The organism is Streptomyces sp. NPDC057424 (assembly GCF_042803315.1).
Classification (GTDB): Bacteria; Actinomycetota; Actinomycetes; order Streptomycetales; family Streptomycetaceae; genus Streptomyces.
Map to the genome: position 1 here is coordinate 38961 of NZ_JBHVCP010000052.1, position 13957 is coordinate 52917.

The 13957-nt window shown below is 69.4% G+C and carries 12 protein-coding genes; 7 read left to right on the plus strand and 5 right to left on the minus strand.

All coding sequences use genetic code 11. The annotated features are described in order from the left end of the window. The first annotated feature begins 69 nt into the window (after positions 1–69). Positions 70–3879, plus strand: a complete 3810-nt coding sequence (locus ACFU3E_RS30575) for a multifunctional oxoglutarate decarboxylase/oxoglutarate dehydrogenase thiamine pyrophosphate-binding subunit/dihydrolipoyllysine-residue succinyltransferase subunit (RefSeq protein WP_384165357.1) — start codon at positions 70–72, stop codon at positions 3877–3879. An 87-nt stretch (positions 3880–3966) separates the two neighbouring features. After that, the gene (locus ACFU3E_RS30580; RefSeq protein ID WP_003992906.1) at positions 3967–4146 is read left to right on the plus strand and encodes a DUF6104 family protein; all 180 of its coding nucleotides are present in this window, start codon (positions 3967–3969) and stop codon (positions 4144–4146) included. Positions 4147–4186: 40 nt separating this feature from the next. On the opposite strand, the gene ACFU3E_RS30585 is transcribed toward ACFU3E_RS30580, so the two are convergent. Beyond that, a complete protein-coding gene (locus ACFU3E_RS30585) occupies positions 4187–5017 on the minus strand; it encodes a hypothetical protein (RefSeq protein ID WP_384165360.1) in 831 nt (276 codons plus the stop codon). Between the two features lie 148 nt (positions 5018–5165). Here ACFU3E_RS30585 and ACFU3E_RS30590 point away from each other — a divergent pair, with 148 nt between their 5' ends. Together ACFU3E_RS30590 and ACFU3E_RS30595 are read left to right on the plus strand one after the other, a co-directional pair. Beyond that, the gene (locus tag ACFU3E_RS30590; protein ID WP_384165401.1) at positions 5166–6137 is read left to right on the plus strand and encodes a DUF4097 domain-containing protein; all 972 of its coding nucleotides are present in this window, start codon (positions 5166–5168) and stop codon (positions 6135–6137) included. Position 6138: 1 nt separating this feature from the next. Then, complete coding sequence (locus ACFU3E_RS30595) at positions 6139–7206, plus strand: helix-turn-helix transcriptional regulator (RefSeq protein WP_384165363.1); 1068 nt, start codon at positions 6139–6141, stop codon at positions 7204–7206. Between the two features lie 11 nt (positions 7207–7217). On the opposite strand, the gene ACFU3E_RS30600 is transcribed toward ACFU3E_RS30595, so the two are convergent. The 4 genes from ACFU3E_RS30600 to ACFU3E_RS30615 all read right to left on the minus strand — a co-directional run bounded on the left by ACFU3E_RS30600 (position 7218) and on the right by ACFU3E_RS30615 (position 10611). Then, entirely contained in the window at positions 7218–7790 is a 573-nt protein-coding gene (locus tag ACFU3E_RS30600; RefSeq protein WP_384165366.1) for a Clp protease N-terminal domain-containing protein, read from the minus strand. Continuing rightward, positions 7790–7999, minus strand: a complete 210-nt coding sequence (locus tag ACFU3E_RS30605) for an HTH domain-containing protein (RefSeq protein ID WP_003992902.1) — start codon at positions 7997–7999, stop codon at positions 7790–7792. Before ACFU3E_RS30605 ends, ACFU3E_RS30600 begins: the two co-directional genes overlap by 1 nt. Before the next feature lie 101 nt (positions 8000–8100). Then, complete coding sequence (locus ACFU3E_RS30610; protein ID WP_384165369.1) at positions 8101–9066, minus strand: zinc-binding dehydrogenase; 966 nt, start codon at positions 9064–9066, stop codon at positions 8101–8103. A 312-nt stretch (positions 9067–9378) separates the two neighbouring features. Next, positions 9379–10611, minus strand: a complete 1233-nt coding sequence (locus tag ACFU3E_RS30615; RefSeq protein WP_384165372.1) for an NADP-dependent malic enzyme — start codon at positions 10609–10611, stop codon at positions 9379–9381. 625 nt (positions 10612–11236) lie between these two features. On the opposite strand from ACFU3E_RS30615, the gene ACFU3E_RS30620 reads away from it, so the two are divergent. The 3 genes from ACFU3E_RS30620 to ACFU3E_RS30630 are packed head-to-tail and all read left to right on the plus strand — an operon-like array spanning position 11237 to position 13942. Continuing rightward, complete coding sequence (locus ACFU3E_RS30620) at positions 11237–12196, plus strand: ABC transporter substrate-binding protein (RefSeq protein WP_384165375.1); 960 nt, start codon at positions 11237–11239, stop codon at positions 12194–12196. Between the two features lie 37 nt (positions 12197–12233). Continuing rightward, a complete protein-coding gene (locus tag ACFU3E_RS30625) occupies positions 12234–13172 on the plus strand; it encodes an amino acid ABC transporter permease (RefSeq protein ID WP_384165379.1) in 939 nt (312 codons plus the stop codon). Then, complete coding sequence (locus ACFU3E_RS30630; RefSeq protein WP_384165383.1) at positions 13169–13942, plus strand: amino acid ABC transporter ATP-binding protein; 774 nt, start codon at positions 13169–13171, stop codon at positions 13940–13942. Before ACFU3E_RS30625 ends, ACFU3E_RS30630 begins: the two co-directional genes overlap by 4 nt. The last annotated feature ends 15 nt before the right edge of the window (positions 13943–13957 follow it).

The window sequence follows — 13957 nt, forward strand, 5'->3', positions numbered from 1 at the left end:
CGTCCAGGGGGCGTAGCCTTGATTCCCGCTGTCCATCATCTTGTGAAGCGGAAGAGGGCGGTTGCCGCCGTGTCGCCACAGTCCCCCAGTAACTCGAGCATCTCGACCGACACCGACCAAGCGGGGAAGAACCCTGCCGCGTCGTTCGGTGCCAACGAGTGGCTCGTCGACGAGATCTATCAGCAGTACCTCCAGGACCCGAATTCGGTAGACCGAGCCTGGTGGGACTTCTTCGCCGACTACAAGCCAGGGGCGGCCGCCGCCCCGGCTCCGGCGGGTACCGCGGCCGCGGAGGCCGCAGGGACCACCACCGCTCAGACCGCCGCTCCGGCGGCTCCCGCCCCGGCCCCCGCCCCGGCGGCCGAGAAGCCCGCCGCCGCTCCGGCTCCCGCCTCGGCTCCGGCCCAGGCGAAGCCCGCCGCGCAGGCCCAGGCCCCCGCTCCGGCGCAGGCCGCCCCGGCCGCGAAGCCGGCCGCCGCGAAGAAGGCCGAGCCCGCCGGTGAGGCCCCCTCGGGCCCCGAGCAGGTCGTGCTGCGCGGTCCCGCGGCAGCGGTCGCGAAGAACATGAACGCCTCCCTGGAGGTGCCCACGGCCACGTCCGTGCGCGCGGTCCCGGTGAAGCTGCTCTTCGACAACCGCATCGTCATCAACAACCACCTCAAGCGCGCCCGGGGCGGGAAGATCTCCTTCACGCACCTGATCGGCTACGCGATGGTGCAGGCCATCAAGGCCATGCCGTCGATGAACTACTCCTTCGCGGAGAAGGACGGCAAGCCGACCCTGGTCAAGCCGGAGCACGTCAACTTCGGCCTCGCCATCGACCTGGTCAAGCCCAACGGCGACCGCCAGCTCGTGGTCGCGGGCATCAAGAAGGCCGAGACGCTGAACTTCTTCGAGTTCTGGCAGGCCTACGAGGACATCGTCCGCCGCGCCCGCGACGGCAAGCTGGGCATGGACGACTTCACCGGCGTGACGGTCTCCCTGACCAACCCCGGCGGCCTCGGCACCGTCCACTCCGTGCCGCGTCTGATGCCCGGACAGTCGGTGATCATGGGCGTCGGCTCCATGGACTACCCGGCCGAGTTCCAGGGCACCTCCCAGGACACCCTGAACAAGCTCGGCATCTCGAAGGTCATGACGCTCACGTCGACCTACGACCACCGGGTGATCCAGGGCGCCGCCTCCGGCGAGTTCCTGCGGATCGTCGCCAACCTCCTCCTCGGTGAGAACGGCTTCTACGACGACGTCTTCGAGGCGCTGCGCATCCCCTACGAGCCGGTCCGCTGGCTCAAGGACATCGACGCGTCGCACGACGACGACGTCACGAAGGCCGCCCGCGTCTTCGAGCTGATCCACTCCTACCGGGTCCGCGGCCACGTCATGGCCGACACCGACCCGCTGGAGTACCAGCAGCGCAAGCACCCCGACCTGGACATCACCGAGCACGGGCTCACCCTGTGGGACCTGGAGCGCGAGTTCGCCGTCGGCGGATTCGCCGGCAAGTCCCTGATGAAGCTGCGCGACATCCTCGGCGTGCTGCGCGACTCGTACTGCCGCACCACCGGCGTCGAGTTCATGCACATCCAGGACCCGAAGCAGCGCAAGTGGATCCAGGACCGCATCGAGCGCTCGCACACCAAGCCGGAGCGTGAGGAGCAGCTGCGCATCCTGCGCCGGCTGAACGCCGCCGAGGCCTTCGAGACCTTCCTGCAGACGAAGTACGTCGGCCAGAAGCGCTTCTCCCTGGAGGGCGGCGAGTCCGTCATCCCGCTGCTGGACGCCGTGCTGGACTCGGCCGCCGAGTCCCGCCTGGACGAGGTCGTCGTCGGCATGGCCCACCGCGGCCGCCTGAACGTCCTCGCCAACATCGTCGGCAAGTCGTACGCGCAGATCTTCCGCGAGTTCGAGGGCAACCTCGACCCGAAGTCGATGCACGGCTCCGGCGACGTGAAGTACCACCTGGGTGCCGAGGGCACCTTCACCGGTCTCGACGGCGAGCAGATCAAGGTCTCCCTGGTCGCGAACCCCTCGCACCTGGAGGCGGTGGACCCGGTCCTGGAAGGCGTCTCGCGCGCCAAGCAGGACATCATCAACAAGGGCGGCACGGACTTCACCGTCCTGCCGGTGGCGATCCACGGCGACGCGGCCTTCGCGGGCCAGGGCGTGGTGGCCGAGACCCTGAACATGTCGCAGCTGCGCGGCTACCGCACCGGCGGCACGGTCCACATCGTCATCAACAACCAGGTCGGCTTCACCGCGGCCCCCGAGTCCTCGCGTTCCTCCATGTACGCCACGGACGTGGCCCGCATGATCGAGGCCCCGATCTTCCACGTGAACGGCGACGACCCGGAGGCCGTGGTCCGCGTGGCCCGGCTGGCCTTCGAGTTCCGCCAGGCGTTCAACAAGGACGTGGTGATCGACCTCATCTGCTACCGCCGCCGCGGTCACAACGAGTCGGACAACCCGGCCTTCACCCAGCCGCTGATGTACGACCTGATCGACAAGAAGCGCTCGGTGCGCAAGCTGTACACCGAGTCCCTCATCGGTCGCGGCGACATCACCCTGGAAGAGGCCGAGCAGGCGCTGCAGGACTACCAGGGCCAGCTGGAGAAGGTCTTCACGGAGGTCCGTGAGGCCACGTCCCAGCCGGCGACGGTCGAGCCCTCGGACCCGCAGGCCGAGTTCCCGGTCGCCGTGAACACCGCGGTGACCACGGAGGTCGTCAAGCGGATCGCCGAGTCCCAGGTCAACATCCCCGACAACATCACCGTCCACCCGCGTCTGCTGCCGCAGTTGCAGCGCCGGGCGTCGATGGTCGAGGACGGCACCATCGACTGGGGCATGGGCGAGACCCTCGCGGTCGGCTCCCTCCTGCTGGAGGGCGTCCCGGTCCGCCTGGCCGGCCAGGACTCGCAGCGCGGTACGTTCGGCCAGCGCCACGCGGTCATCATCGACCGCAGCACCGGCGAGGAGTACACGCCGCTCCAGTACCTCTCCGAGGACCAGGCGCGGCTCAACGTCTACAACTCCCTCCTCTCCGAGTACGCCGCGATGGGCTTCGAGTACGGCTACTCGCTGGCCCGCCCCGAGGCGCTCGTGATGTGGGAGGCGCAGTTCGGCGACTTCGTCAACGGCGCGCAGACGGTCGTGGACGAGTTCATCTCGTCGGCCGAGCAGAAGTGGGCCCAGACGTCCGGCGTCGTCCTGCTCCTGCCGCACGGCTACGAGGGGCAGGGCCCGGACCACTCCTCGGCCCGCCCGGAGCGCTTCCTCCAGATGTGCGCCCAGAACAACATGACGGTCGCCATGCCGACGTCGCCGTCGAACTACTTCCACCTCCTGCGGTGGCAGGTGCACAACCCGCACCACAAGCCGCTGGTGGTCTTCACGCCGAAGTCGATGCTGCGCCTGAAGGCCGCGGCGGCGAAGGCGGACGAGTTCACCACGGGCCAGTTCCAGCCGGTCATCGGCGACGCGTCGATGGACCCGGCCGAGGTGAAGAAGGTCGTCTTCTGCGCCGGCAAGGTCTACTACGACCTCGAGGCCGAGCGTCAGAAGCGTGGCGTCACGGACACGGCGATCATCCGCATCGAGCGCCTGTACCCGCTGCCGGGTACCGAGCTCCAGGCGGAGATCAAGAAGTACCCGAACGCCGAGAAGTACCTGTGGGCCCAGGAGGAGCCGGCGAACCAGGGTGCCTGGCCGTTCATCGCGCTCAACCTGATCGACCACCTGGACCTCGCGGTCGGCGCGGAGGTCCCGCACGGCGAGCGTCTGCGGCGCATCTCCCGCCCGCACGGCTCGTCCCCGGCGGTGGGCTCCGCGAAGCGGCACCAGGCCGAGCAGGAGCAGCTGGTGCGTGAGGTGTTCGAGGCGTAAACCGCCCTCGCGTGTCCCGCGTGACCGGGCCGCATCCCCGCTTCGGGGGTGCGGCCCGGCCGTTTGCGCGCACATATCCTTGGGGGCATGTACTTCACGGACCGTGGCATCGAGGAACTGGAGAAGCGGCGCGGCGAGGAGGAAGTCACCTTCGAGTGGCTCGCCGAGCAGCTGCGGACGTTCGTCGATCTCAACCCTGACTTCGAAGTGCCGGTGGAGCGGCTGGCGACGTGGCTGGCGCGGCTGGACGACGAGGACGACGAGTAGGAGACCCGTCACCGCCGGCCCGTGAGGCGGGTGGGACGCGTCAGTCGCGTGGGTGTGTGAAGTCGTAGGTCAGGCCCAGGGCGCCGTGCGCGAGCAGCAGGGCTCCGGCCGTGGCCCAGCCGCCGCCGCGCCGCCGCAGGCCCCGGACCAGGAGCGGCAGGCCCGCCGCCACCTGTGCCAACGCCAGGGCGCGGGCCCTGGGGCCGCCCGTCCAGGGCATCCAGGGGCCGAGGCGGCTGTGGTCGACGGTGTCGCGTTCCGTGACCGCCTCGCGCCAGCCCGGCCACTCGACGGGCAGGCTGTCCGGCCGGCGCGCGGCGGCTTCCCGGAGGCGGCCGGCGGGTTCACCGGGGGCGAGGTCGGCGGGCAGGGAGACGCCCGCGTGCGCGAGGACCGCGAGCAGGCCGCGCAGGCGGGTGCGGGCGTCGGCAGCGGAGTCGGGCTCGGTCAGCCGGTCGAGGGCCTGGACGTCCAGGACGGGGTCGAGGCCCATGCGGGCGGCGAAGGTGCGCATCGCCTCGTCCTCCCCGACCGGGACGCCGCTCGCGAGCCATACGAAGCCGACCGGGCGGCGAAAGCCGGACGCGAGTGTGAATCCCGCGTGATCGGTGTCCCACCACAGGGCGAGGACCGGCCAGGGCGCACCGACGGCGAGGGCCGTGGCCCAGCCGGTGATCACGCGGTCCACGGGCTCGGCGCCGTCCCGCCAGGGCCCGCCCTCGGGGACGAGGACGCTCCACGCGTCGCCCGCGCGCGTGAGCTGCATCGGTTCGCGCAGCAGGTGGGCGACGGGGGCGACGGACGCGGGTGCCGCCCGGCACAGCAGCAGCGCCCCCGGCGCGGGAGGGGTGCGGGCAGCTTCCGTCGGCATGCTCACACGCTAGGCCGAATCGTCCCGCTTTGAGCACCTGTGGCCGTCCGGCCGTCCCCAGAACGGGTGTCTTGACTTTCCCCGACCGCGATATATCGTGAATACGAGAGGACGCGATATGGCGCGTCGATTCGGGGAGGTCTGCACCATGTCCGAGTGGTCCGTCGCGGAACCGAAGAAGCTCACCTTCGACGAGCCCGTGAGCGATCTGCACGTGCGACTCGTCAACGGAACGGTGAACGTGGTGGGCACGGACGAAGGTTCCGCCCGCCTGGAGATCTCCGAGATCGAGGGGCCGCCCCTGGTGGTGACCCAGCAGGACGGCATCCTCACGGTGGCCTACGAGGATCTGCCCTGGAAGGGGTTCCTCAAGTGGCTGGACCGCAAGGGCTGGCGCCGCAGCGCGGTGGTCTCCCTGGCCGTCCCGGCCGGCACCCGCGTGGAAGTGGGCGTGGTGGGGGCGGCGGCCGTGATCTCGGGGATCCAGGGCCCGTCGGTGGTGAAGGGCGTCACCGGCGACACGACACTCGTGGGCCTTTCCGGCCCGATCCGCGCCGACACGGTCTCCGGCAGCCTGGAGGCCCAGGACGTGACCGGCGATCTGCGGTTCAACTCGGTCTCCGGCGACCTCACGGTGGTCGAGGGCTCCGGCCCCTCCGTGCGGGCGGAATCGGTCAGCGGCTCGATGATCGTCGACCTCGACCCGAACGGCCCGACGGACGTCCGGCTGACCAGCGTCTCGGGGGAGATCGCGATCCGGCTGCCGTACCCGGCGGACGCGGAGGTCGAGGCGAACACGGCGAGCGGCTCCGTCTCCAACGCCTTCGACGGCCTGCGGGTGCACGGCCAGTGGGGCGCCCACAAGATCACGGGGCGGCTCGGGGCGGGTACCGGCAAGCTGCGGGCCACGACCGTCTCCGGCTCGATCGCCCTGCTGCGCCGCCCGGCCGGGGAGGACGAGCCCGGCGAGCCATGGGACACCCCGCCCGGCGGCAGCGGCGCGGCGGCGACCCCGGCGAGCGGCCCCCGGGACGGCTCGGGAGACAATTCCGTCTCCGGCCCGGGCGATGACCCCACCACCGTCCCGGCCGACGGCACGACCGACAAGAAGGTGCTCTGACATGCCCCCCGTCTTCGCCCACGGCCGCCTCCGCCTCTACCTGCTGAAGCTCCTGGACGAGGCCCCGCGCCACGGCTACGAGGTGATCCGCCTCCTCGAGGAGCGCTTCCAGGGGCTGTACGCACCGTCGGCCGGCACGGTCTACCCGCGCCTGGCCAAGCTGGAGGCCGAGGGCCTGGTCACCCACACCACCGAGGGCGGCCGCAAGGTCTACTCGATCACCGACGCGGGCCGCGCCGAACTGGCCGACCGCAGCGGCGAGCTGGCCGACCTGGAACTGGAGATCCGGGAGTCGGTCGCGGAACTGGCCGCCGAGATCCAGGCCGACGTGCGCGGAGCCGCCGGGGACCTGCGCCGCGAGATGCGCGCGGCGGCGACCGAGGCCCGCCGGGACACCGGCGCCCGGACCGACGGCCCTTCGGGCGCCCCCTACGGCGACTTCTCGCAGGGAGGCGACAAGGAGGCCTGGCGCATCGCCAAGGAGGAGATGCGCCGCGCCCGGCAGGAGTGGAAGGAGCAGGCCCGGCGCGCCAAGGACGAGAGCCGTCGCGCCCGCGAGGACGCCCAGCGCGCCCGCCGCCAGGCGAAGGAGGCCCAGGAGCAGGCCCGCGCCCAGGCACAGGAGCAGGTGCAGCGCATCACCCGCCGTGTCCAGGAGCAGGTGCAGGACCACTTCGCCCGGGGCGACTGGCCGACGGGCCTGCGCGAGGGCCTGAGCGAACTGGTCAAGGAGATGGGCGAGTTCGGAAAGGACTACGGCAAGGACTACGGCAAGGACTTCGGCTTCGACTGGACCGGCACGGGCAGGCCTGCTCCCGAGCCGGCCCCCTCACAGCCCGCGGAGGGCTTCCCAGCCGCCTACGAACCGGCCTGGGCGCACGACGACGCCGCAGACTCCACCGGCGACCCCGCCCGCGACCTGGACCGCCTGCTCGACCGCTTCCGGGACGACATCCGCGACGCGGCCCGCGACAACGGCGTCACCCCCGACCAGCTCAGTGACGCCCGCCGCCACCTGTCGACGGCAGCGGCCCACATAGGAGCGCTCCTGCGCACCCCGAGGACGTAACCGGGCGCCGTTCACCCGGCCTTGGCCTCGCCACCACTGCCGTACAGCACCCGCACCAGGGACTCGTACGTCACCCCGTGGTCGGCGAGTACCTCGGCCGGCACCCCGGGGCGCATGGCCAGAGCCAGCAGGATGTGCTCGTCCCCGATGTACCGGTCCCGCTGGGCGAGGGCGACCCGCAAGGAGCACTCCAGCACCTCTTTGGCCCCCCGGCCGAAGGAGGTACGCCCCGGCCACCACCGCTTGCCCTTCCGGTCGCCGGCCAGGGCGCCGACCCCGTGAGCCTCCTCCACCCGGGCGACGATCTCCTGCACATCGATCCCCAGTCCGGCGAGGGCGTCGGTCTCGGCCTGCGTCAGTCCGGCCCGCCGCCGCGCCTCGCTCAGGGCTTCCCGCACGGACTCCCCCCGCTCCCCGAGCCCGAGGGCCCTGAGCGCGAAGGAGCCACGACCACCCTCCCGGTCGAGCAGTGCCAGCAGCAGATGCTCCGGCTCCACACACTGCCCGCCCCCCTCACTCCCGTCGACATACTCGTACGCGCTCTTCACCACGTCCCGGGCGTCCTTAGTGAACCGCTCGAACATCAATGCCTCCCGTACTTCTTGTGCACGGCCTGCCTGCTCACACCGAGTTCGGTGGCGATCTCCTGCCACGACCAGCCCTGGTTGCGCGCATTGCGCACCTGTACGGCTTCCAGCTGCTCCAGCAGCCGACGCAGCGCGGCGACGGCCCGCAGGCCGACCCGTGGATCACGGTCACCCGCACGCTCGGCCAGATCGGTTGCTTCCGTCATGATGTCAACCTACGTTGACGCCGCATCCACGTCAACCACAGTTGACATACGAAAACGGCCGGCCCACCCCGGACCGGCCGTCGACGCACTCTTGAGAGGAGTCAGGTGTTCGTCAGCACAACCTTCCCGAACTGTTCGCCCGAGGCCAGCCGTTCGAAGCCCTCACGCGCGCGGCCCATCGGCATGACCTCGTCGATGACGGGCCGCACCCCGGTGGCGGCGCAGAACGCGAGCAGGTCCTCCAGTTCGTCCTTGGTACCCATGGTGGACCCGACGACCTTGAGCTCGAGGAAGAAGATCCGGGTCAGTTCGGCGTGCGAGGGCCGGTCGCCACTGGTGGCACCGGAGATGACCAGCGTGCCGCCGGGCTTCAGCGACTTCACGGAATGCGACCAGGTGGCGGCCCCGACGGTCTCGATCACGGCGTCGACCCGCTCCGGCAGCCGCGCCCCGGACTCCAGCGCATCGACGGCCCCGAGCTCCACGGCCCGCTTCCGCTTGGCCTCGTCCCGGCTGGTGGCGAAGACCCGGAGCCCGGCGGCCCTGCCCAGCACGATGGCGGCCGTGGCGACACCACCACCGGCGCCCTGCACCAGCACGGAGTCGCCGGGGCGAACACCCGCGTTGGTGAACAGCATCCGGTACGCGGTCAGCCACGCCGTGGGCAGACAGGCAGCCTCCTCGAAGGAGAGCTCCCTGGGCTTGGGCAGGAGGTTCCAGGTCGGCACGGAGACCTGCTCGGCGAAGGTGCCCTGGTAGCGCTCCGTGAGAATGGATCGAGGTTCCTTCGGGCCGACCCCGTGCCCACTCTGCCCGATCACGGAGTGCAGGACGACCTCGTTGCCGTCCTCGTCGACACCGGCGGCGTCACAGCCGAGGATCATCGGCAGCTTGTCCTCTGCGAGGCCCACGCCACGCAGGGACCAGAGGTCGTGGTGGTTGAGGGAGGCGGCCTTGACCGTGACGGTACTCCAGCCGGGGCGGGCCTCGGGAGCCGGACGCTCCCCCAACTCCAGGCCGGACAGCGGCTGGTCGCGGTCGATTCGGGCGGCGTAGACAGCGAACATGACCTTGACGATAGGTTCCGCGAGGGGCCGAAGGAACCATCCGGCCCTGTGAGACATGCCCTCTTGCCAGGTGCGCGGCGTGTTGCTGGGCAGCCCGGCGGGGGCCCGCAGCCCGGCGGCCCACCCCCAAGGCACCCGCACGCGCACTCCCGGCACGGCCCCGCCCCACACCCGGCGAGGAGGCGCAGACCCGCACCCCCACCGTCGGAGGCACCGTCAGCACCACCCGAACAGCCACATCCGGCGCGAGGAAATGGAGTGGCCCCGCCCGAACCCGGGCGGGGCCACATCACACCAGCGTCAGGGTCGAGGTCAGCGCCGGGCCACTCCCTCGGCCCGGGCAGCCGCAGCCACCGCGGCCGTGACCGCCGGCGCGACCCGCTCGTCGAACGGCGACGGGATGACGTAGTCGGCCGCGAGATCGTCCCCGACCACAGCGGCCAGCGCCTCCGCGGCAGCCAGCTTCATGCCCTCGGTGATCCGGGACGCCCGCACCTGCAGCGCCCCCGCGAAGATCCCCGGGAACGCCAGCACGTTGTTGATCTGGTTCGGGAAGTCCGACCGCCCGGTCGCGACGACCGCCGCGTACTGGTGCGCGACCTCGGGGTGCACCTCGGGATTCGGATTCGCCATGGCGAAAACGAACGCGCCCTTGGCCATCGTCGCCACCGCGGACTCCGGAACCGTCCCCCCGGACACACCGATGAACACATCGGCGCCGTCCAGGGCCGCCTCCAGCGACCCGGTGATCGCGGCCTTGTTCGTGAAACCGGCCAGCTCCTGCTTCACCGGCGTCAGGTCGTCACGGTCCGCCGACACGACACCCTTGCGGTCGGCCACCGCGACATCGCCGATCCCGGCCTCGACCAGCATCTTCGCGATGGCGACACCGGCCGCACCGGCGCCGGAGATGACGGCCCGCAGCTCCCCCAGCGCCCGCCCGCTCAGTCGCGCGGCGTTCCGCAGTGCCGCCAGCGTCACCACGGCCGTACCGTGCTGGTCGTCGTGGAAGACCGGAATGTCCAGCCGCTCCTGCAGCTTCCGCTCGACCTCGAAGCACCGGGGCGCCGAGATGTCCTCCAGGTTGACCCCGCCGAACGACGGCGCGAGCCGCACCACGGTCTCGACGATCTCGTCGACGTCCGTGCAGTCCAGGGCGATCGGAACGGCGTCCACGCCACCGAACTGCTTGAACAGGATCGCCTTGCCCTCCATCACCGGGAGGGAGGCCTCGGGCCCGATGTCACCGAGCCCCAGCACGGCCGTACCGTCCGTCACGACGGCCACGACCGATGACTTCCACGTGTAGTCGTGCACGAGCTCCGGCTGCTCCGCGATCGCGCTGCACACCTTCGCGACGCCGGGCGTGTACGCCAGGGACAGGTCGTCCTTGTCACGGACCGGCACGGTGGCCTGCACAGCCATCTTGCCGCCGCGGTGCAGCGCGAAGGCCGGGTCGAAGGAGTCGAGGGGCTCCGCACTGCCCTCGGGGTCCGTATCGCCGGTCTTGCTCTCGCTGCGAGGATTGACGATCTCCGCTGCCACTTCGTTTTACCCCTTAAATCTTCATTGTTTTGAGGGTGGCCACTCCTGGTGAGGGGTGGGCGGGCACCGCGCAGGCCCATGTCGTGCTTGTACGTGTATACGTACGGGCGCGTACGCGACGGGCGCGCCGCACACGCGCCCTGAGCCCCGGATGAGGGGTGTAAGGACCCTTCTTACCGGACGGACGGCATCGACGACGAGTCCATAACGCGAAGGTCACATGACGAGACCCTGACTCTTCGTCCAAAATCGGGACAATGCCTGGACAGACCAGCCACAACCACTCAATCAGCCGCAAAGCTCGCGGCTCCCGTATCGAAATCCCGGGATTTTCCGAAGATCTTCCGGCCGGAAGGGGTGATTCCCATAGAAGGTCCGGCCGTGATGTACCGGAGTGATGCGGTTCGGGGGTCGCCCGTTATCCGATTTTGACATGACTGGCGCCCAGAATGGCGCAGTCCGAATGGCAAGATGCCGTCATCACACGAGGTCGCGACACTCGAAGAGGTGTGCTCTCGTCAACCCACGGCACGGCCGAGCCCTTCGGCGTGCCACGGCCGCACCGAACCCATCGGCTGCGGCCCGCCCCATCGGCAACTCCACCCATCCGCCGGAGGAACCCACCATGACCGCAAGCTCCACCCGTCGTACGACCGCCGCTCGTTCCCGGCTAGCAGCGGTCGGTGCGATCGCGGTCGCAGGCGCGCTGATACTCACCGGATGCGGTGACCAGACCAAGGACAGCGGCTCGGAGAGCGACACCACGGCCTCGGCCCCGCTCGCCGACAAGCTGCCGAAGGCCATCCATGACAAGGGGGTCATCAAGGTCGGTTCCGACATCGCGTACGCGCCTGTCGAGTTCAAGGACAAAGCAGGCAAGACGGTCGGTATCGACCCGGACCTCGCCGCCGCCATGGGCAAGCAGCTGGGGGTGACGTTCGAGTTCCAGAACGCCACTTTCGACACCCTCATCGGCGGCCTCGCCTCCAAGCGATACGACATCGCGATGTCGGCCATGACCGACACCAAGGATCGCCAGGAGGGCATCGACGCTGAGACCGGCAAGAAGGTCGGAGCGGGCGTCGACTTCGTCGACTACTTCACCGCAGGCGTCTCGCTCTACACCAACAAGGGCGATGACCAGGACATCAAGACCTGGGACGACCTGTGCGGCAAGACCATCGCCGTGCAGCGCAACACCTTCTCCCACGACCTCGCCAACGACCAGGCGAAGAAGTGCAAGAAGGACGGCAAGAAGAGCCTGAAGATCGAGGACTTCGGGACCAACCCCGAGGCCGAGACCCGCATGCGCTCCAAGGGCGCGGACGTCGTCTCTGCCGACTTCCCGATCGCCGCGTACTCCGTGAAGAACTCTGGAGGCGGCAAGTATTTCGAGATCGTCGGAGACCAGGTCGAGGCGGGCCCGTACGGCATCGCCGTCGCCAAGGACAACACCGAGCTGCGCGACGCACTGCAGGCGGCGCTCCAGGCCATCATCGACAACGGCGAATACAAGAAGATCGTCGAGAAGTGGGGCGTCGCGGACGGTGCGGTCACCGAAGCCAAGATCAACGGTGGCTCCTGAACCGCCCCGTTCGATTCGGCTCTGAAAGGCTCCACCCGTGACTGTTGACGTCAACAAGATGGACGGTCCCGACGCGGCACCCCCCGCCGGGCCGGAGGCCATCAAGGCCATCCCGGTCCGGCACCCGGGGCGGTACGTGTCCGCAGCCGTCGCACTCGCCATCCTCGGCGGGGTCGTCTACGCCTTCGCGCAAGGCAAGATCAACTGGGGCGCGATCCCCGAGTACTTCTTCGACGACCGCATCCTCGACGGCGTCTTGAACACGCTGCTACTCACCGTGCTGTCGATGGTGATCGGCATTGCAGGCGGCATCCTACTCGCCGTGATGCGCCTGTCGAAGAACCCTGTGACCTCGTCCATCGCATGGTTCTACATCTGGTTCTTCCGCGGCACCCCGGTTCTGGTCCAGCTTTTCGTCTGGTTCAACCTCGGACTTGTGTTCGAATACATCAATCTGGGGCCGATCTACAAGGACTACTGGTCGTCCTTCATGACGCCGCTGCTGACGGCGCTTCTCGGCCTCGGCCTCAATGAGGCCGCGTATATGGCCGAGATCTGCCGCGCCGGCCTGCTATCGGTGGATGAAGGCCAGACGGAGGCCTCGCACGCCCTCGGTATGAGCCACGCCAAGACGCTGCGCCGGATCGTGATCCCGCAGGCGATGCGTGTGATCGTGCCCCCCACGGGCAACGAGGTCATCAACATGCTGAAGACCACCTCGCTGGTCTCGGCGGTGCAGTTCTACGACCTCTTCAAGCAGGCCCAGGACATCGGACAAGGCGCGGGCTCGACGGTTGAGATGTACTTCCTCGCCGCCGCCTGGTACCTGATCATGACCTCGATCTTGAGCGTCGGGCAGTACTACATCGAGCGGTACTACGCGCGTGGCTCCAGCCGCACCCTGCCGCCGACGCCGCTGCAGCGCTTCAAGGCGACCGTCCTGCCTACGCGCCGCCCGAAGGGAGTCACGGCATGACACAGTCCTCCCCCGTCATGGTCAAGGCAGAGGGGGTCCACAAGTCCTTCGGCCACGTCGACGTCCTCAGGGGCATCGACCTGGAGGTCAAACAGGGTGAGGTCTTCTGCCTAATCGGCCCCTCCGGTTCCGGCAAGTCGACCTTCCTACGGTGCATCAATCACCTGGAGAAGATCAATGCCGGCCGCCTGTACGTCGACGGCGAGCTGGTCGGCTACCGTCAGAAGGGCGACAAGCTCTACGAGCTGAAGGACAGCGAGGTCGCCCGCAAGCGCCGGGACATCGGCATGGTCTTCCAGCGCTTCAACCTGTTCCCGCACATGACGGCCGTCGACAACATCATGGAGGCGCCGGTCCAGGTCAAGGGCGTGAACAAGGGCCAGGCCCGGCAGCGCGCGCTGGAGCTGCTGGACCGGGTCGGCCTGGCCGACAAGGCGGGCAGCTACCCCTCGCAGCTCTCCGGCGGCCAGCAGCAGCGCGTCGCCATCGCGCGGGCCCTCGCCATGGAGCCGAAGCTGATGCTGTTCGACGAGCCGACCTCGGCGCTCGACCCGGAGCTCGTGGGTGACGTCCTGGACGTCATGCGCGACCTCGCCGAGTCCGGCATGACGATGGTCGTCGTCACTCATGAGATGGGCTTCGCCCGCGAAGTGGGCGACAGTCTGGTCTTCATGGACGGTGGTGTGGTGGTCGAATCGGGCCACCCACGCGACGTACTGACCGAACCGCAGCACGAGCGCACGAAGGCATTCCTGTCCAAGGTGCTCTGAAACACGGTTCGGGCC